Source organism: Sphingobium phenoxybenzoativorans, assembly GCF_018286635.1.
Classification (GTDB): domain Bacteria; phylum Pseudomonadota; class Alphaproteobacteria; order Sphingomonadales; family Sphingomonadaceae; genus Sphingobium; species Sphingobium phenoxybenzoativorans.
Genome location: NZ_CP073910.1, coordinates 1,487,366 through 1,506,727, shown reverse-complemented (window position 1 = coordinate 1,506,727; position 19,362 = coordinate 1,487,366). Strand labels below are relative to the sequence as shown.

General features: G+C 58.9%; 17 protein-coding genes. 12 read left to right on the top strand and 5 right to left on the bottom strand.

Annotation, left to right across the window (positions count from 1 at the left end; all coding sequences use genetic code 11):
- Positions 1 to 31: 31 nt before the first annotated feature.
- Together KFK14_RS07240 and KFK14_RS07235 are read right to left on the bottom strand one after the other, a co-directional pair.
- Positions 32 to 466, bottom strand: coding sequence for a nuclear transport factor 2 family protein (locus KFK14_RS07240; RefSeq protein ID WP_212610408.1), 435 nt, complete (start codon positions 464 to 466; stop codon positions 32 to 34).
- A gap of 4 nt (positions 467 to 470) precedes the next feature.
- Complete coding sequence (locus tag KFK14_RS07235; RefSeq protein WP_212610407.1) at positions 471 to 1,043, bottom strand: VOC family protein; 573 nt, start codon at positions 1,041 to 1,043, stop codon at positions 471 to 473.
- A gap of 530 nt (positions 1,044 to 1,573) precedes the next feature.
- Between KFK14_RS07235 and KFK14_RS07230 the strand changes: the two genes are divergently transcribed.
- From KFK14_RS07230 to KFK14_RS07215, 5 genes are all read left to right on the top strand, one after another.
- Complete coding sequence (locus KFK14_RS07230) at positions 1,574 to 2,485, top strand: helix-turn-helix domain-containing protein (protein WP_212610406.1); 912 nt, start codon at positions 1,574 to 1,576, stop codon at positions 2,483 to 2,485.
- Between the two features lie 66 nt (positions 2,486 to 2,551).
- Positions 2,552 to 3,271, top strand: a complete 720-nt coding sequence (locus KFK14_RS24010) for a TonB-dependent receptor plug domain-containing protein (RefSeq protein ID WP_246524953.1) — start codon at positions 2,552 to 2,554, stop codon at positions 3,269 to 3,271.
- 27 nt (positions 3,272 to 3,298) lie between these two features.
- Positions 3,299 to 5,038, top strand: coding sequence for a TonB-dependent receptor (locus KFK14_RS07225; RefSeq protein ID WP_246524952.1), 1,740 nt, complete (start codon positions 3,299 to 3,301; stop codon positions 5,036 to 5,038).
- The gene (locus tag KFK14_RS07220) at positions 5,038 to 6,744 is read left to right on the top strand and encodes an arylsulfatase (RefSeq protein WP_212610405.1); all 1,707 of its coding nucleotides are present in this window, start codon (positions 5,038 to 5,040) and stop codon (positions 6,742 to 6,744) included. The genes KFK14_RS07225 and KFK14_RS07220 overlap by 1 nt, the downstream gene beginning before the upstream one ends.
- Positions 6,741 to 7,592, top strand: a complete 852-nt coding sequence (locus KFK14_RS07215; protein ID WP_212610404.1) for an SUMF1/EgtB/PvdO family nonheme iron enzyme — start codon at positions 6,741 to 6,743, stop codon at positions 7,590 to 7,592. The genes KFK14_RS07220 and KFK14_RS07215 overlap by 4 nt, the downstream gene beginning before the upstream one ends.
- 341 nt (positions 7,593 to 7,933) lie before the next feature.
- Here KFK14_RS07215 and KFK14_RS07210 read toward each other — a convergent pair whose 3' ends face one another.
- Positions 7,934 to 8,692, bottom strand: a complete 759-nt coding sequence (locus KFK14_RS07210; protein WP_212610403.1) for a TetR/AcrR family transcriptional regulator — start codon at positions 8,690 to 8,692, stop codon at positions 7,934 to 7,936.
- Between the two features lie 145 nt (positions 8,693 to 8,837).
- Entirely contained in the window at positions 8,838 to 9,287 is a 450-nt protein-coding gene (locus tag KFK14_RS07205) for an Lrp/AsnC family transcriptional regulator (RefSeq protein ID WP_246524950.1), read from the bottom strand.
- A 147-nt stretch (positions 9,288 to 9,434) separates the two neighbouring features.
- Between KFK14_RS07205 and KFK14_RS07200 the strand changes: the two genes are divergently transcribed.
- From KFK14_RS07200 to lpdA, 3 genes are read left to right on the top strand one after another with little or no spacing between them, the layout of a single operon-like run.
- Positions 9,435 to 11,789, top strand: coding sequence for a transketolase (locus tag KFK14_RS07200; protein ID WP_212610401.1), 2,355 nt, complete (start codon positions 9,435 to 9,437; stop codon positions 11,787 to 11,789).
- Position 11,790: 1 nt separating this feature from the next.
- Positions 11,791 to 13,074 carry a pyruvate dehydrogenase complex dihydrolipoamide acetyltransferase gene (locus tag KFK14_RS07195; protein ID WP_212610400.1) on the top strand — a complete coding sequence of 428 codons (1,284 nt, stop codon included), beginning with the start codon at positions 11,791 to 11,793 and terminating at the stop codon, positions 13,072 to 13,074.
- Complete coding sequence (gene lpdA / locus KFK14_RS07190; protein ID WP_212610399.1) at positions 13,074 to 14,489, top strand: dihydrolipoyl dehydrogenase; 1,416 nt, start codon at positions 13,074 to 13,076, stop codon at positions 14,487 to 14,489. The genes KFK14_RS07195 and lpdA overlap by 1 nt, the downstream gene beginning before the upstream one ends.
- Here lpdA and KFK14_RS07185 read toward each other — a convergent pair.
- Positions 14,486 to 14,869 carry a nuclear transport factor 2 family protein gene (locus KFK14_RS07185; protein ID WP_212610398.1) on the bottom strand — a complete coding sequence of 128 codons (384 nt, stop codon included), beginning with the start codon at positions 14,867 to 14,869 and terminating at the stop codon, positions 14,486 to 14,488. The genes lpdA and KFK14_RS07185 overlap by 4 nt on opposite strands.
- Before the next feature lie 235 nt (positions 14,870 to 15,104).
- Here KFK14_RS07185 and KFK14_RS07180 point away from each other — a divergent pair, with 235 nt between their 5' ends.
- The 4 genes from KFK14_RS07180 (at position 15,105) to KFK14_RS07165 (ending at position 19,357) form a co-directional block, all read left to right on the top strand.
- Complete coding sequence (locus tag KFK14_RS07180) at positions 15,105 to 15,965, top strand: fumarylacetoacetate hydrolase family protein (RefSeq protein ID WP_212610397.1); 861 nt, start codon at positions 15,105 to 15,107, stop codon at positions 15,963 to 15,965.
- 295 nt (positions 15,966 to 16,260) lie between these two features.
- Complete coding sequence (locus KFK14_RS07175; protein ID WP_246524949.1) at positions 16,261 to 17,895, top strand: FAD-dependent monooxygenase; 1,635 nt, start codon at positions 16,261 to 16,263, stop codon at positions 17,893 to 17,895.
- A 119-nt stretch (positions 17,896 to 18,014) separates the two neighbouring features.
- Positions 18,015 to 18,722: a CoA transferase subunit A gene (locus KFK14_RS07170; RefSeq protein WP_212610395.1), complete on the top strand. Its 708-nt coding sequence runs from the start codon at positions 18,015 to 18,017 to the stop codon at positions 18,720 to 18,722.
- Positions 18,722 to 19,357: a CoA transferase subunit B gene (locus tag KFK14_RS07165; RefSeq protein WP_212610394.1), complete on the top strand. Its 636-nt coding sequence runs from the start codon at positions 18,722 to 18,724 to the stop codon at positions 19,355 to 19,357. The genes KFK14_RS07170 and KFK14_RS07165 overlap by 1 nt, the downstream gene beginning before the upstream one ends.
- The last annotated feature ends 5 nt before the right edge of the window (positions 19,358 to 19,362 follow it).

Genomic DNA, 19,362 nt, shown 5'->3' with positions numbered 1-19,362 from the left:
AAACCGAATCGGGACCATCTTCGTCGGCTTTTCAGAACTGAGCCCGGATGAATGCGGGATTCACGATCCTCTCCGCGATCTTCCATGAGCCTTCCCGCTGCGACCAACGCTCCCGGACATCCGCTACGAAGGCGGGTTTGCTGTCCCTGGAATCATCATCGGACCGGAACAGCACAAGCAGATAGCGGACACTGACACCCTTCGCATTTTCCGCATCGAACATGATGTTACTGACGACGTGCCGGGTAAAGGCGCTTGCCTGCTTCTCCCGCGCAGCCATTGCCGTCGCAATCGCCTCGCCCGTAATGGTGCCTGGATTAGGAGAACCCGGGCCGAAGGTCAGGGAAGCGTCGGCAGTAAAAAGCGTCGCAGTCCTCGAAGCCTGCCCATGATCAACCAGGTCGAAAAAGAGGTGAATGCCATCCGTGACTGCATGGCGAATATCGCTCGAAACCGCATTCATCATCCTGTCACCTCAGCTTTACGTCGGATAGGCCGCGAGACCCGATATCAGGGCGCCGTTTCAGATCAGCCTCCGGTTCGCCAGCGCGCAGTCGGCGCAGAAGATCCTCGGGATCGAACTCGACGCCGATAGGATTTTCCGCGAATTGGGGAGTGAAGAAGAATTTTCCCGACTCCTCGACGGTGTCGAAATTCTCGACCTGGAATTCGAGCTGATTGCCATCTGGATCGGCATAGTAGAGCGACGTCGTGGGACCATGATTGATGACATAGACCGGCGTTATGCCAAGCACTTTCAGCCGTTCGTAATTTTCCAGCAGATCCTTCAGCGACGCATAGGTGAAGGCGATGTGATGGACGCCGGCTAGGCCTTCCGTCTGATCCCTCAATCCGGGAATGTGCAGAATAGCCACCCGATGGTGCTCATCGTCATAGCTGAGAAAGCTCAGTTGCTCGCTTTCGAATGCGCCCTTTGCATCCAGGGCGGTCTTATACCAATCCACCACCTCCTTATAACGGCTTGTGCGGACCACAAAATGCGCCAGCTTTGACGGCGGCACAACCTTCCCAAGACTACCCATTGGCTCTCTCCACAAACGCACTTATCCTGTAGCGCCAGCGCTCCGGTCAGATTTAGGCATACTGAACCATTCGGTCAATATACTTCCTGCAAACCGCAGCCCGGAGCAGTCCCGCTGGATTCGCCGAGCGCGGCGCAGGGTGCGATAAACCGGGCGTCCGTTGCCACCTCACTCAGCACGCCACCGACCTCACTGCAAACTGTGCGTTGCGACCAATTTTCTATAAACATGCCTTTGCCGGTTTTGATTCTCACTATTTGCCCCCTACTTCGCACGTATGGAAGGGAAAGACCGTCCTTGAATGACTGGATTGACCAGATGGTGCATTTCTATAAAATAAGTCGCTTGTTGTGAGATGGAGTCTCGTTGGAACGAGCGTGAAGGCGATGCCCTATCTAAAGCCAGCGCCATCCTGCTAGTCCAGTCGGACTGATCGCGATCGAGGGGGGGCGCGCTATTGGATGCTTCAACGCAGTCGTTGGTCAATCCTTCATTGGCAGTGCTCTATCTCATATCCGTTTGGAGGCCAAATGCTGGCGCATCATTTTTCAACACGGCGTATCCAGGCTGATCGCAGACTTGAGGCGTGGAACGAGCGGGCTTGTCAGGCCTTTACATCCTGTACGGTGGACGCCGAAAAAGATTATCTTGCATCGCTCCGCTCGCTCAGTCTCGGATCGATTCAAATCGCGGCCTCTGCCGGCGACGCCGCGAGAATGTCCGTGCGTCCCTTTCGCGATCATCTTGATAAATGCACCCTCATCGCCCAGCGTTCCATGGAGAGTGTCGGCAAAGTGGACGATCGGTCCGTTCACATAAACGCGGGTCAATTGATGCTTGTCGATCTGTCGATGGCTTTCCACCTGGATAGCCCGGCCGACAAGGAAATCGTGTGTCTGTGTTTCAACAGATCCGAATTCCAGTCGCGTGCGCTGGATGTCGAAGCATCCATCGGCAGACCTGTGTCGCTCTGCTCGGGAGCAGGTGCGATGTTCGCCGCGCTTCTGGATTCGATCTGGCGGAACGCAAGCGAGAGTGATGGCGCGCTGCTGGGTGACACCCTGCTCAATCTGGCGGCGCTGGCGCTTGAAAAAGAGATCGGGTATTCCAGTTCGTCCGGCAGAATTCTTGAAAAAGCCAAGGAGGAAATCGCCCGGCGTTTTCGGGAGCCGGAATTGAAAACCGCAAGCGTTGCTGCGTCTTTGGGTATATCGGAACGTTACCTGCAGCAATTATTCGCATCGGCAGGCACGACCCCCGGCATCTATATCCGTGATCGTCGTCTCGAATCGATTGCCGCGACTTTGAGCCGAAACGCCCATCGCGGCAACATCGCCCAGCTCGCCTTCGACGCGGGCTTCAATGATCTCAGCCAGTTTGGCCGGGCTTTCCGAATGCGTTATGGGATGACGCCGTCCCAGTTCCGGTTGCGCCATAGCTAAGCGCGTTCGGGGTGTGCATCTCCGCTATCTACGTAGCGAGCTATCAAATCGACGTCCCTCCCGGCGTTGAACCGTCCTGTTCGCTCAACGCTCATCCAGAGTTCGTTGGAATCCGAGACAGGGGCGCCGCATGTCGGCATTTCCGTTCGAAATAAAGGCAACAATAGGGGAGAAGTCATGAAATATCTCGCGGGAGCCTGTCTCTCAAGTCTCTCATCGATCCTGGCACTGAGCACGGCCGCTTTTGCCCAGATGGCGCCCGCAAATAGCGAGCGCGAGGTTCAGCCCGCGTCCGCATCAGATGGCGAGATCGTCGTTACGGCCCAGCGGCGCAGTCAGCGGCTCCAGGATGTCCCCGTTTCGGTTTCTGTCGCAACAGGTGCGACGCTCGAGCGGGCGAATATCACGAACCTCGAAGGCGTGGCGATCCGGACGCCCAATGTCCGCATTTCCTCGGCACCCGTCTCCGACTTTATAAATATTCGCGGCATCGGATCATCGCTCAATCTGGGTTTCGAACAATCGGTCGCCACCTTTGTCGACGGCGTCTATCGCGCCCGTTCGCGTGCTTCGCGCGCGGCACTGTTCGATATCGAGCAGGTTGAGGTGCTTAAGGGGCCCCAAACCACATTCTTTGGCAACAACGCCATTGCAGGCGCTCTCAACATCACGACGCGCAAGCCGTCGAATAGCCCGCAGGCCAACGCCAGCGCATTTTATGCGCCCGCGACGCATGAATATACACTCGAAGCCGGAGTATCCGGCCCGATCACCGACACCCTTTGACTGCGAGTTGCCGGGCGCGCCAGCGGCATGGACGGCTACATAAAAAATGTAAATCTCGATGAAACCGGTCCTCATAACAGAGAGGCGATCGGGCGCGTCTCGCTGACATGGGAACCGAGCGACGTAGTGAAAACAAATGCCCGCCTGGATCTGGGGCGCATGCGCAATGACGGTATCTTCTCGACGGAGATGCTGAATTGCCCGCCCGATGCCGCATTCGGCCCGGCGCGCGGCGCCTGCGCGCGTTACCTCGCCGCATCGGGCGGGGAGGTCGATGATCGTATCAATGGTATATCGGCCGCAAATCCTTCATTCTTCAACTATAACTACCTTGAAGCCGCGCAAAGCACGACCATCGGGATCGGGTCCCACAATCTTGTCCTGACCACCGGCTATTTCGACCATGACTATGACCTGTTGAACGACGTTATGCCCGTACCTACCGCCATGGGAGGCAGCGTTGTAGGCACAACGCAGGGCGCTGCCGCCCGCTTCCAGGAAAATTATCACCAGTTCAGCCAGGAGCTGCGTATCCAGTCACCGACCGGCGGAACGCTCGAATATTTGATCGGCGGCTATTTCGCTCACAGCAAGCTCGGCATCGAATCGTATCTCGGCAGCTACTTCGCTCCCCTCGGCGCGGCCGCCACCGGCGTCTATACGGCCACGACACCTGTGGCGTCGCACGTCATCAATAGCGAAAAAGCCAGGACCTTGTCCGCGTTCGCATCGGCGACGATCCGTCCTTTCGAGGCGTTGCGGATCAATTTGGGGCTGCGTTATTCAACCGTCCGCAAGACGGCGCACCGCCTTGCCGAAGCCGGAACCGCCGAATCGGTTCCCGGTCCCGACAACTTCAGTGCCGCCCCCTCGTCCGTTCAGACAATTTTGATGGACGCTCTCGCGGTCGATATCGGCGAATTTGCGAGGACCCGCAGGACCGACGACAAGCTGATGCCGACCATCGGCCTCCAATATGACCTCGCACCGGATATAATGGCCTATGCGACTTATACCAAAGGCTTCAAGGCAGGTGGATTTTCTGCCTTCGTAAGCAAATCTATCTTTGATCCAGAGACTGTCGACGCATATGAAGTCGGCCTGAAATCGAGCTTTTTCGATCGAAGGCTTACGCTTAACCTCGCGGCGTTTCTGAGTGATTATCAGAATCTCCAGGAAACGACGACCATACTCACTTCTACGGGCGCGTCACGGCAGATCGTCGGGAATATCGCGGATTCACGCTCGAAAGGTATCGAGTTCGGATCGGTCTTGCGGGTCGCGGATGGCGTTACCTTAACGGCTGACCTGGCCTGGCTGGATGCGCGCTACCGGAATTACCACGACGCACCTTGCACAGGTCTCCAATCGCTGGCGGCGCCGGTCTGCACGCAGGACCTGTCCGGCAAGCGCCGCGCTTTCGCTCCCAAATGGTCAGGCAATATCGGCGCCTCGCTCGAACAGCCAGTAAGTAGCGATATCTATGCGAGGCTGGACGCCAACATCTACTTCACCTCCAGCTACTTCCAGCAGCCGCCCGCGGATCCCTATCTCAGCCAGTCGAGCAATGAAGATCGACGCCCGCATCGGCCTGGGTCCGAAGGACCGGCATTGGGACCTCGCTGTCGTCGGCAAGAATCTGACCAACCGCCGAACCGGCAGTTACCGCCAACCGGTCGGCAGTTCACCGGGCACGTTCCAGGTGCTCGAAGATCCCACCCGGTCGATCGGCTTTCAGCTTTCGTGGAAGATGTAGGAGCAGCATAATGAGGTTTATCCGCCGAACGTCCACAGCGCTAAGCGCGGCGTGGCTTTTGATAGCTTTGGCACCAGGAAGTGCTTCCGCGCGCAGCGAGCCCGACACACGCCCCAACGTGCTGCTGATCGTCGCGGACGATATGGGCTATTCCGATCTGGGCGCATTCGGCGGGGAGATCGAGACACCCAATCTTGATGCCCTAGCGCGCAGAGGCGTGCGTTTTACCGGCTTTCACACGACATCGGCCTGCTCTCCTACCCGGGCCATGCTGTTGACCGGGTCGGATCATCATCGTATCGGGCTTGGAACCATGGCGGAATTGCTGACGCCTGCGCAGCGCGGCGCCGATGGCTATGAAGGATATGTCTCCAGCCGGGCAGCGACATTGGCGGAGCGATTGAGCGCCGTGGGTTATCAAACGCTGATGTCGGGCAAGTGGCATCTTGGCCAGGCGCACGGTCAAACGCCCGCCGATCGCGGATTCGCGCACTCTTTTGCGCTTTTGCAGGGTGCCGCAAACCACTTCGGCGCCGATCAGTCCGAAGCATATCGCACGGCGTCGGCGGCTCCAGACTATCAGCGTGACGGCAAGGCTGTCGCCTTTCCCACGGGAGCCTATTCTTCCGACTATTTTACTGAACAAATGCTGGGTCTTCTGCAGAAAACGGAAAAGGCGAAGCCTTTCTTTGCCTATCTGGCGTTCACCGCTCCGCATTGGCCCTTGCAGGCGCCGCCGGACATCATCGCGAAATACAAAAGCCGCTATGACGCCGGACCCGCGGCGCTTCAGGCAGAACGCCTCGAACGGATGTCGAAGCTCGGAATTATCGGCCCGCACGTCACCCCTTTCCCGATCGAAACGAGCGAATGGGATAATGCGACGCCTTCGGAACGGGAAATCCTGGCGCGAAAGATGGCCATTTATGCCGCGATGGTAGACCGGCTCGATCAGAATGTCGGCCGCGTCCTTGAACTTCTGCGCTCGCAGGGACGACTTGAAAATACCTTGGTGATCTTCATGTCCGACAATGGGCCGGAGGGTCTGCGCTTCGATCGACCGATCAATCCGGCCGCGCCTCTGGAACCCATCGCCGCGCCCTTGGATAACAGTCTCGACAATCTGGGTAGCGCGACATCTTTCGCCACCTACGGCCCGATGTGGGCGCAGGTTGGGTCGACCCCCTATCGCGGCACGAAGGAGGACATGAGCGAAGGTGGCATCCATTCGCCCGCGATCGTTGCGGGCCCGGGCGTCGAACGCGGCATGCTGTCCAGCGCCTTCCTGCATGTCACCGACGTCGTACCTACCATATTGGACATTTCGGGCACGCAGACGTCCCCGACCATCGCCGGCAGGGCGGTATTGGCACCTGAAGGACGTTCCTGGAGCAACCTCCTGAAGGGAGAGGTCGCAGGCTTGCGCACGGCCACGGACGCGCAGGGATGGGAGCTTTTCTTTCGCCGCGCCATTCGGCAGGGCAATATGAAGGCGATCTTCCAGCCAACGCTCATTCCGATACTGGGACAGGTGAAACCGCTCTCTACCACACGCTGGGAATTATATGATCTCGCAACCGACCCGGGCGAAACCCGCGATCTCGCCAGTGAGCGGCCAGACGATCTCAAGCGTCTGATAGCATTGTGGGAAGACTATGCGGCACGCAACGGTGTCGTTCTGCCTGAGGCAGGGGCGCAGGACGGGACCGCGCGATGATCAGGTCACGCACTGCGGTATCGGCTGGCTTGGCGGGGATTTGGGCGGCGTTGCTTTCGGCGGCGCCGCCCGCCTCCCCGGTGCAACGGGCGCAGTGCGTTACAGATCCGTTGGTCGTCGCCATTCATATGCCTGGGCCTTCGCTGGCAGGGGGCGACACGAAGGCCCGCGGCATATCGTTCGACATCGACCGGGAAGAGGTCACCGTGCGACAATTCGCCCGGTTCGTGGCTGCGACCGGCTATCGCACGGAAGCCGAGCGCGTCGGTGAGTCTGCGGTGTTCATGCCATCCGCAAGCGGCCGCGATTCTGGGAAATGGTGGGCCTTAATTCAGGGAGCCAACTGGAAATATCCCGAAGGTCCTCGACGTCCCGCTGCGAACCCGAATGAACCCGTCGTGCATGTTACTATTATCGATGCACAGGCCTTCGCTCGTTGGGCGGGCAGGACGCTCCCCACAGAAGCCATGTGGGAATATGCGGCTGCCGGAGGAAGGGACGACAAACAGCGCGCAATCGCGTGGGCCTATGGTAAGAATGGTGCGTCGATTGCCAATATCTGGCAAGGGGCGTTTCCCTATGAAAACCTCGCTTCCGATGGATTTCTTGGCATCGCGCCCGTAGGTTGTTTCCCGCCAAACGGATACGGTTTGCACGATATGATCGGCAATGTCTGGGAACTAACGACCTTCCCAGGATCTGACGGGTCCGTCATCCGCGGCGGTTCGTTTTTATGCTCGCTAAATTTTTGCGCAAACTTTTCGCCCCTCGGAAGAACCGTTCAGGAGGCGCATGTCAGTACCTCGCACATCGGGTTCCGAACGTCGTCGATTCCCACGCGTGATTGAGACAGCTAACCTCGCCTTCACAGCGAATTGGGAAGCGAGATTCAAGTGGCATCACGACCCGCGCCATGCGGGCGACAGACCATCTTCGGCTCCGGCGCACCGCTTCTCGTTGGCAAGAGCCGAGAATGTGACAAACCCGAACGGTGGGACCCCGCCTCATCCCGAAGCGGGCATCAGCGCCAAGCCGGAGGGATTTCCGGCTGGGGCAATCCCTGCTGTCGCCTCGGCCTAATCAACGACGCGCTGGCCCTGCAGCGGCCGTGAAACGGTCAGCGCGAGAGCAATGTCAAGGGCACTCGGCTAAATGCAGAACACGCAGATTGAACTTGCAATCAACGGTATCAAATAAACACCAGCTCATATAGAAACGCGATGTTTCTTAGTATCTCCGGCTCAGAGAATACATCACGCCCGGTTATCGCCCCATACTCTGTGGACAGCGTAAAAGGCGTTCCACCGGCGCCAATTATGAAATAATAAAGCCTGGAGGCATCGCAATCCCTAACAGAGCCTTCTTCTTGCCCTTTTTTGATAAGATCCTTTACCCTGCTAAAATGGTCCCGAAGATAGCGATTTATCACCCATTCAAGGCGGTCGGTATCCTGATTCCCTTCCATCGTCATTATTCTATGGATTTGCGGCATATCCGCAGAAAGCCGCACGAACTGTTCAATAAAGACTCCCAGGCGCTCCGCTGCCGATTTGCCAGAGCGGTCATCAAGATTCTCCGCCAACACCGCGCTGTAGGTGCCCAAGGCATCTTCCATCATCGCAAGCCATAGGTCGTCCTTCGAATTGAAATAATAAAGGACGAGTGTATGTGTCACGCCCGCGCGCTGGGCGACCGTACGTGTAGAAGTTCCTTCGAAACCATAGGCCCCGAAACAATCCAGTGCGGCTTTCAATATCCGTTTGCGGGCCTCGATCGCCCGTTTTTGGGGGGCTCGCTTCTTTGCTGTGACAGGGTGGTCCGAGGTCTTCGCCTTTCGGACCTTTCTTTTGGGGGAAGCATCGGCCGAAACTTGGCGGACCTCGTCGCCTAAATATCCGGATGGATCCTCGACCTGATGAGCGATCTTTGCATGATGGTCAATATTCATAGCCGTCCTTGTCTCTGACCGTTCTGGAAAATGCAACATGAGGTTGACGCTGCCGCTTGGGCGTGCCCACCGTTCGCGCTGTCGTGGACGTTCCATGACTAACACATAGGCACTTATGGATGAATGCCCTGCCCGCCTCACTGTCTCAGGACGCAATCGGCAGAGCGGTGCGATAGACAATCGGCCGTAGCGCAAAACTGGACGTGACTTGCGACACACCGGATATACGCGTCAGCTTATGGCGTAGAAAATCCTCGAAATTTCCCAGCGATGACACCAGCACGCGCAATTGGTAATCCGCCTCGCCCGACATCAGGTAACATTCCATGACTTCCGGAAACTCCGCGACCGCATTCTCGAATTCAGCCAGATGCCGGTCGTCCTGACCGCTCAGCCTGACGCGCACGAACGCCGAAACCGACAGACCCAGCACCTCTGGATCCACTAAGGCGACATAGCGCTGAATGGCGCCCTGCTTTTCCAGCGCCTTGATCCGCCGCAAGCAGGGACTGGGGGAAAGCCCGACGCGCTCCGATATCTCGTGATTGGTCGCCCGGCCGTTGGCCTGCAATTCTATCAAGATGCGTCTGTCCATGAGATCCAGATGCTGATTTGGCATATTCTGCCCTTTCCTCTCCTTGGATTGGCATATTTCACCAAATCAGTACCGCGTGCACATCCAGAACGCAATTCCAATCCTGACCATATGGTGTATATGGTGCATTCGAGTGAGGGATGCATCATGGCTACAAAAAAATTGGAAACGCACGACGAAGGTCGGCAGAACATCGTCAGCGCGATCGAGGCGCTGGATACCCGTTTGCGCTGGCTTTCGTCCTGGACGATCCACAACGCCAACAACATCCGGCCCAAGCGTGACGGATTGAAGGTCGGCGGCCATCAGGCGAGCTGCTCTTCGATGACGGCTATCATGGCGGCACTCTATTTTTACGGCTTGCGCCCCAACGACAAGGTGGCGGTCAAGCCTCATGCCGGTCCGGTTCTACATGCAATCCATTATCTTCTGGGCAACCAGAGCCTCGACAAGCTGCAGCGCTTTCGCGGCCTAGGTGGGGTGCAGAGCTATCCGTCGCGGACCAAGGACAGCATTCCCGTCGATTTCTCGACCGGATCGGTCGGGCTGGGTGTGGCAGTCACAGCCTTCAGTAGCTTGGTGCAGGATTATCTGATCGCCCATGGCCAGCTGGCCGAGCAGGACGGCGGACGGATGATCGCGCTGATGGGCGATGCCGAACTGGATGAAGGCAATATCTATGAGTGCCTGATCGAAGGCTACAAGCACGATATCCGCAATTGTTGGTGGATCGTTGATTATAACCGCCAATCGCTCGATCATACGACGGCCGACCGCATGTTCAACCGGTTCGACGATATATTCGCCACCTGCGGCTGGCGCGTGCTGAGTCTCAAATATGGCAAGCGGCAGCTGGCCGCTTTCAAACGCCCCGGCGGCAAGGCGCTGCAGGAATGGATCGACAATTGCCCCAATGCGGAATTTGCCGCGCTAACTTATCAGGGCGGGTCGGCGTGGCGCGACCGGTTGCTCGCCGATATCGGCGACAAGGCGGGCGTGCGCAAGCTGATCGACAGCTTCGACGACGCGGCGCTTGCGGACCTGATGACCAATTTGGGCGGACATTGCGTCGAAACGCTGATGGACGCGTTCGACAGCGCGCAGGACGATCGGCCGACGATCTTCATCGCATACACGGTAAAGGGCCACGGCCTTCCGCTTGCCGGACATAAAGACAATCATTCCGGCATGATGAACGGCACGCAGATCGAAGGTTTGCGGGAAACGCTGGGCATCGCCGCGGGCGCGGAATGGGAGCCGTGGGGCGGCCTGGGCGAAAATATGGCGGCTCGGCTTAAGGCCTTCGTCGAGGATTCGCCGCTTGCACGGCGCAAGCAGGAACCGACCGTTCCCGCAATCGTGACGCCCGACCACCTGCCGGTTCCCGATGGAGCCGAACAGTCCACCCAAGCCGCTTTCGGCCGCATCCTGCTCGATCTCGCGAAATCGGGCGAGCAGATTGCCGATCATATCGTCACGACCGCGCCCGACGTGACCCAGACCACCAATCTGGGCGCATTCGTCAACCAACGCGGACTGTTCCGGCGGCAGGAACTGGTCGATGTGTTCCAGAAAGCGAAAATCCCGTCGGCCCAGAAATGGGCGGGGCATCAAGCGGGCCAGCATATCGAACTGGGGATCGCCGAAAACAACTTCTTCCTGATGCTGGCGGCGCTGGGCCTGGCTGCACCTCATTTCGGAACGCGCCTGATTCCGATCGGTACGGTCTATGATCCATTTATCGCGCGCGGTCTCGATGCACTGAACTATGGCTGCTATATGGACTCGCGCTTCCTGCTGGTCGGGACGCCTTCTGGACTCACGCTGGCGGCGGAGGGCGGCGCACATCAGTCGATCAACACGCCGCTGATCGGCATGGGTCAGCCCAACCTCGATTATTATGAACCGGCCTATGCCGACGAAGTGGCATTGATGATGGGTCACGCCTTTCGTCATATACAGGCCCCTGATGGCGCATCGGTCTATTTGCGGCTCACCACCCGATCCATTTCGCAGATCGGACGGTCCGATAATGCATGGGAAGCCGACGCCCTCAAGGGCGGTTATTGGCTGCGCGAACCGGCGCAGGGGGCGGAAGCAGCCATTGCCTTTACTGGAGCGGTCGCGCCTGAGGCGCTCGCTGCCTATGAGATTGTGGCAGAAGACATTCCCGGGCTGGGGCTGCTGAACGTCACGTCTCCCGATCTGCTCCATCGCGGCTGGTCGGCGCGCCGTGCCGCCCGGTGGGAGGGCAAGCGGGCGGCGCCATGCCATGTCGAAACGCTGCTTTCGCGTCTTTCGCCCTCCGCCGGCCTGGTGACGGTGCTGGATGGCTCGCCGGGCGCCCTGTCCTGGCTGGGTGGAGTGCAAGGCATGCGGGTCAGTCCGCTTGGCACGGACCGGTTCGGCCAGACAGGCGATCTGCCCGATCTCTATCAAACCTACCGGCTGGATACGGACGCCATCATCGATGCCGCCGCCGAACTGTTTCTGGGAAACTGACATGACCATTGACCTTAAAATGCCCGCGCTTTCCCCCACCATGGAAAAAGGGACACTGGCCAAATGGCTGGTCAAGAAGGGCGACAGCATCCGCTCCGGCGACCTGATCGCCGAGATCGAAACCGACAAGGCGACGATGGAATTCGAAGCTATCGATGAAGGCACCGTTGCCGAGCTTCTGGTGGCAGAGGGCACCGACGACGTCGCGGTCGGCACCGTCATAGCTCGCCTCGCCGAAGAAGGTGAGACTGTCGATGCGTCCGCTGAGCGAACCGATTCGCTAAGCCCCGCTCCGGCAGCGGCGGCGAAGCCCGTGCCCGCCGCTCCGATCGCGGCGCCCACCCCTATTTCGGCTCCGGAGAAGAATTCCATCGCGCCCGCGCCCATCGTCATCGACGAGGCTATCAAGGCGTCTCCGCTGGCAAAGCGCATCGCGGCTGCCGAGGGCATCTCCCTGGCCGAGATCAAGGGCAGCGGCTCAAATGGCCGCATTATCAAGGCTGACCTGGGACTGGCGACACCGGCGGCGGCGGTCATGGCTCCAGCATCCCCCCCATCGGCAAACACTGCGCCTATTTATGATCCGCCCGCCGACGTGCCGCATGAGGCGGTCAAGCTTTCCTCAATGCGCAAGACTATTGCGCGGCGTCTGACCGAATCCAAGCAGAACGTCCCGCATTTCTATCTGACCGCCCGCTGCCGCCTTGACGCATTGCTGAAACAGCGCGGCGAATTGAACGAGGGGCTGGCATCGCGCGGCGTAAAGCTGTCGGTCAATGACATCCTCATCAAGGCCCTTGCGCTCGCCATGACAGAGGTTCCCGATGTCAATGTTCAGTTCGGCGGAGAGCAGCTTTACCGCTTCGATCGCGCGGACATTTCGATGGCGGTGGCAGTCGAGGGCGGACTGATCACACCGGTCATCCGCGATGCAGGAGGTCTGTCGCTGTCAGCTATCGCGACTCTGAGCAAGTCCCTTGCCGAAAAGGCGCGTGCCGGCAAGCTGGTGCCCGAAGACTATCAGGGGGGGACCGCCAGCATTTCCAACCTCGGCATGTTCGGCATCGATGAAATGTTCCCCGTCATCAACCCGCCCCAGGCACTTATCTTGGGCATCGGGTCAGGAATCGAACAGCCCTGGAGGGTCGATGACGAAATCGGGTTTGCGACGATCATGGCGGCGACTGCGAGCTTCGATCATCGGGCGATCGATGGAGCGACGGCCGCCCAATTCATGGCGGCTTTCCGGGACCTGGTTGAAAATCCGGTGCGGATACTGGTGTAATGGCTGACATTTACGACCTGATCGTCCTCGGCTCCGGGCCCGGTGGTTATGTCGCGGCCATCCGCGCCGCGCAGCTCGGCTTGAAAACCGCCATCGTCGAGCGAGAGAAGCTGGGCGGAGTCTGCCTCAATTGGGGGTGTATTCCGACCAAGGCGCTGCTGCGCTCCGCCGAAATCTATCATTATATGCAGCATGCCGAGGATTATGGTCTCGCAGCTGAAAATGTCAGCGCCGATATCGAGGCTGTGGTCAAGCGTTCGCGCAGCGTCGCAGGGCAACTCAATCAGGGCGTCGGCCACCTGATGAAGAAGAACAAGATCACGGTTCATATGGGTGATGGCAAGCTGCTTGGCGACGGAAAATTGAGCGTCACGAAGGATGGCAAAACCGAACAATTGACGGCCAGGCATATCATCGTCGCCACCGGAGCCCGGGCATGCGAACTGCCTTTCGCCAAGGCGGACGGCAACCGCATCTGGACCTATCGCCATGCAATGCTTCCATCGGAAATGCCGAGCCGGCTTCTCGTTGTCGGTTCAGGCGCGATTGGCATAGAATTCGCGAGCTTCTACAACGATATGGGCGCCGAGGTGACGGTCGTCGAGATGATGGACCGCGTGGTGCCAGTCGAGGATGCCGAAATCTCCGCCTTTCTCGAGAAGTCCCTCGTCAGGCAAGGCATGACGATCATGACCGGCGCGGGGGTCAGCGAGATCGAAGTTGGCAGCGCCGGCGTCAAGGCTACGATCAGGGACCGACAGGGTAACGAGGCGGTTCAGGATTATAGCCATGTCATAGTCGCCATCGGCATCGTGCCCAATGTCGAGGATATCGGATTGGAAGATGTGGGTATCGAGTGTGATGAGCGCTCCCACATCAGGACAGACGGCCTGTGTCGCACGAACGTCCCGGGCGTCTGGGCGATCGGCGATATCACCGCGCCGCCCTGGCTGGCGCACAAGGCGAGCCATGAAGGCGTGATCGCGGCAGAAGCCATTGCGCAGACGCTTGGCAACGCCGACGTCCATCCGCACGAAATCGATCCTCTCGCCATTCCGGGCTGCACTTACTGCCGTCCCCAAATCGCTTCGGTCGGACTGACCGAGGCGAAGGCGAGAGAGGCTGGCCATAACATCCAGGTGGGCAAATTTCCCTTCATAGGTAACGGCAAGGCGATCGCGCTCGGCGAGGCTGAAGGGTTCATCAAAACGATATTCGATGCTGGAACCGGCGAATTGCTGGGCGCGCATATGATCGGCGCCGAAGTGACCGAGCTGATTCAGGGTTATACTATTGGAAAGACGCTGGAGACGACCGAGCGTGAATTGATCGGCACGGTCTTTCCGCATCCGACCCTTAGCGAGATGATGCATGAATCGGTGCTCGCGGCCTTCGATCGTGCCGTGCACATCTAGGGGATCGTGGTCGATTGTGTGGTCACGGCACGCCATTGCGAAACTGTGAAAATCCAGACGGCGACAACCAGCGCGGTGACGGTGATGCGCGTGCCCCGATAGTCCGCGATCAGGCTCACCCGGCTCCGCACAATGCCCATATCCGCATTGGCATGCACCAGATGGTGGTCTGTTCCGTCCATTTCACGATATGTGAGATTGCCACTGGCGAGCAGCTGCAAATAATCGTCCCGACCATCGATCCGCCCATTGGAATGGATGAACATGAAGTCATCATGAAGAAGCTGTGCCAGCGCCGCAATGTCACCCGCCCGCGCCGCCGCGAGCCGTCGACGCTCAAGCTCGAAGAAAATCGTTTGCGGCGTCTCAACTGCAGACATCCAATCACTCCGGTCGTTATGCTGGGGGCACACCTCTCGTCGGCATCAAAAGTGGCGGTTGGCCTTCGACCTGGTCGCTCCATTTCTTAATCGGCGGACTCAGTCGCGCACCGGACGCAACAGGCTTTCCCCTTTGTTTCACTTTCAACATCGCTTGCCAAGTGGTCAGTTTCTATGCGAATAAGCGCGCTAGTGCTATCCGCTAGAATACGAACCGGATGAGGAGGCTTCAAACATGAAGATTGCACGTTTCGAAGGAGGAGCAGGTCCGCAGATCGGGATCGTCAAGGGCGATAAAATCGTCGCCCTTTCGGAACTGGGTATCAAGGTTTCGGACATGATCGAACTGATTGAGGCGGGGCCGCCGCTCCTGGCGGAGATCACCGAAAATCTCGACCATTGCGAAGCCGAAGCGGGCCAACCTCTTTCTGCTGTGCGTTTGCTGGCCCCGCTGCGCCCGCGAAAATTTCTCGGCCTCGGCATGAATTACAAGCGCCATGCCGACGAAGCGCGGCGGCTCGGGATCGCGGTTCCGGATAATCAACTCTGGTTCAACAAGCAAACCAGCTGCATCAATGACCCGTTCGGAGAGATCGAACCGGGCGTCACGGAAAGGCTCGACTATGAGGTGGAACTGGGTGTCGTGATCGGCCCGTCGGCAAAGTCGGTGAAGGCGGCAGACGCCCACAGCCATATTTTTGGTTACATTGTCGTAAATGACGTATCGGCTCGCGATTGGCAATTCCACACGACGACCATCACCATGGGCAAGTCATTCGATACCCACGGGCCGATCGGTCCATGGATCGTCACCGCTGATGAAATAGAAGACCCCGAAACTCTCGGTATTCGCTGTTTCGTCAACGGAGAGAAGCGCCAGGACAGCAACACGCGCGATTTCATTCATCCGATCGCCGCACAGATCGAATATCTTTCCACGGCCTTCACGCTCGAACCGGGCGACATCCTCGCGACGGGAACGCCCGAAGGTGTCGGCGTTGCCATGCAGCCACCGGTCTTTCTCCAGCCCGGCGATATCGTGCGCTGCGAGATTGACCGGATTGGGACGATCGAGAACAAAGTCGCTAGAAGATAGAGAAATCGCGCTGCTCGTGGTTCGCTCAACTGCCGTCGCCTGACCTATTCATCTGGTCACGATTATTGGCACAATCTTCGCCCCCGTCAGCGAATCGCGCGATAGGCGCAGCACCGCGATTCCTCGGCTTTGGAGAACAAGGATGACGCAGGAATTTCTCTAGCCACCTTGCTTGACAACTTTGCGGAAATCTCGCAGTTTTACCTGACCACATGGTTCAAACAACTAAGCGAGGGGCATGGATTGTCCGCTGGTTGGCGCGGGCGATATTGGATGCCGTAAGAGAGGATATAACGTGGAAGAGACTCCTGTCCTGATAGCAGGTGGCGGCCCGGTGGGAATGACGCTGGCATTGAATCTTGCGCGATATGGCGTTCGTTCGCTGCTGGTCGAGCGGAACCCGACAACCACGCGCCACCCCAAGATGGATCTGACCAACGGCCGCAGCATGGAGCTTTTCCACCGCCTTGGTATTGACGAGAAACTCCGCGACGCGGGCGTGCCGCGCGAGAATGCCTTCGATATCTTATGGGTGACGAACATGGTGGGGCACGATCTTCACCGGTTCCACTACCCTTCCGCTACGGAGAAGACGCAGATCATCCGCGCTGAGAATGACGGCAGCCACGGCGCCCAGGCGCCGCTTCGGGTCAGCCAGATCGAGATCGAGCCTGTGCTGAAGCGCGCGATCGACGAAAATCCCCTGATCGATGTGCGCTTTGGCCATCGCTTCGAGGCTTTTGTCGAAAATGGGCCGGACGGGGTGATCGCGCAGATCGCCGATTCCGAAACGGATGAAATCAGTGAGGTGCGTTGCCGCTTTCTGGCCGGCTGCGACGGTGGCGGGAGTCGCGTGCGCCGTCGGCTCGCTATCGAACTGGAAGGCGAGGAGAATGTTGCCGGCGCCTATATGGTTCATTTCCGGACCGATGATCGGGACCTCCTCCAGCGCTGGGGACCGATCTTTCATCTGCAGAATGGCGCCGGCACGATCATCGCGCAGAACGACCGGGATATCTACACATTACAGGCCTGGCTTCTGCCCGGAATGAACCCCGACGAGATGACGCCCGAAGGCGTGCTCGAAGGCTGGGTCGGCACGCATTTCGACTATGAGATATTACAGGCTAATCCGTGGTTCGCCCATTTTGTGGTGGCTGAACGCTATCGCGAGAAAAGCGCCCTGCTGGCTGGCGACGCCGCGCATCAATATATCCCCACCGGCGGCTATGGCATGAACAGCGGCATTGCCGATGCTGCCGCCCTTTCATGGGTATTGGCGGCACGCGTTCAGGGCTGGGGCGGCGACGGGTTGCTCGATGCCTATGATGCGGAACGTCGTAATACCGCCTGGTGGCACTTGGAAGCCTCTCGCCGCCATATGGGAGTGCGCATCCAGATTGGCGAACTCTACGCAAGTGCCGGCGATCTTCTGGACGAAGGGATCGCGGGTGAAACCCGCCGTAGGGAACTAGCCGACAAAATCGCCACCCTTGGTAATGCGGAGAATGAGAGCTGGGGCGTGGAATTTGGCTATCGCTATGACCAGTCCCCGGTGATCAAGCATGAACCAGACGCACCGGCGGTCGATCCCTTGATCTACCGCGGCAACACCTGGCCGGGCGCGCGCCTGCCGCATGTGTTCCTGGCCGATGGGGAATCAATCCATGACAAGCTGGGGCTGTTTTTCACCCTGGTAGCACTGGACGATACCGACACGAGCGCGCTCGAAGGGGCGGCCGTCGACATCGGTGTTCCGGTCGATGTCTTGCGGCTGCGGCGGCCGGACCTGAAAACTATCTATGAACGCAACCTGATCCTGGTTCGTCCCGACCAGCATGTCGCCTGGCGCGGAGACCAATTACCAGATGATTGTCAGGCACTGCTGAAATTGGTGACGGGATGCACCCTGCCAAGTCAGGCGGGATAAGGCGACGTCGGTGCAACATCTGCTGCCTGCTTGGCGGAAGGTCTTCGAAGAAGCCCCTGCTACGATAAGAACGAGCCCTATGGCACCCATTGGCTTTGGCTCGTTCAGTGAGAAAAACGATGAAAAAACTTTATTCTGATGCATCCGCGGCGCTAGAAGGACTGCTGCATGACGGGATGCATCTGTGCGTGGGGGGCTTTGGGCTGTGCGGGGTGCCCGATCGGCTGATCGACGCGATCCGGGACAGCGGCGTCAAGGATCTGACCATCGCCTCGAACAATGCTGGCATCGACGGCGAGGGGCTGGGCAAGCTGCTGCGCACGCGCCAGGTCAGCAAGATGATCTCCTCCTATGTCGGCGAGAATAAGGAGTTCGAGCGGCAATATCTTAGCGGTGAGCTGGAGGTGGAGTTCTGCCCCCAGGGCACGCTGGCCGAGCGCTGCCGCGCGGGCGGCGCGGGCATTCCGGGCTTCTACACCAGGACCGGCGTCGGCACGGCGGTGGCCAAGGACAAGGAGGTCAAGAGCTTCGACGGGCAGGACTATATCCTCGAACGCGGCATCTTCGCCGATGTCGCCATCATCAAGGGCTGGAAGGCGGACGAGAGCGGCAACCTCATCTTCCGCAAGACCGCGCGCAACTTCAACCAGCCGATGGCGACCGCCGCCAGGGTCTGCGTCGCCGAAGTCGAGGAAGTGGTGCCTGTGGGCAGCCTCGATCCCGACTGCATCCATCTGCCCGGCATCTACGTCAAGCGCATGATCGTGGGCACGCCCTATGACAAGAAGATCGAATTCCGCACCGTTCGCCAGAGGGAGGTTGTCTGATGTCCTGGACCCGCGATGAAATGGCCGCCCGCGCGGCGAAGGAACTCAAGGACGGTTTCTATGTGAACCTGGGCATCGGCATCCCGACGCTGGTGGCGAACCATATCCCGACAGGCGTGGAAGTGACGCTCCAGTCGGAGAACGGCATGCTGGGCATCGGCCCCTTCCCCTATGAGGGGGAGGAGGATGCCGACCTCATCAATGCGGGCAAGCAGACGATCAGCGAGCTGCCCAATTCGGTCTTTTTCTCCAGCGCCGACAGCTTCGCGATGATCCGCGGCGGGCATATCGACCTCACCGTGCTGGGGGCGATGGAGGTCGCGGAAAATGGCGACATCGCCAACTGGATGATCCCCGGCAAGATGATAAAGGGGATGGGCGGGGCGATGGACCTAGTCGCGGGTGTCAAGAAGATCATCGTCGTCATGGAGCACACCTCCAAGAACGGCTCTCCCAAATTCATCCCCGCCTGCACCCTGCCGCTCACCGGCCGCAATGTGGTCGACATGATCGTCACCGACCTCGCCGTCTTCCAGCGCCCCGATCATGACAGCCCCTTCAGGCTGGTCGAACTCGCCCCGGGCGTGACGGCGGAGGAAGTCGCATCCAAAACGTCCGCTGATTATATCATATGATGAGC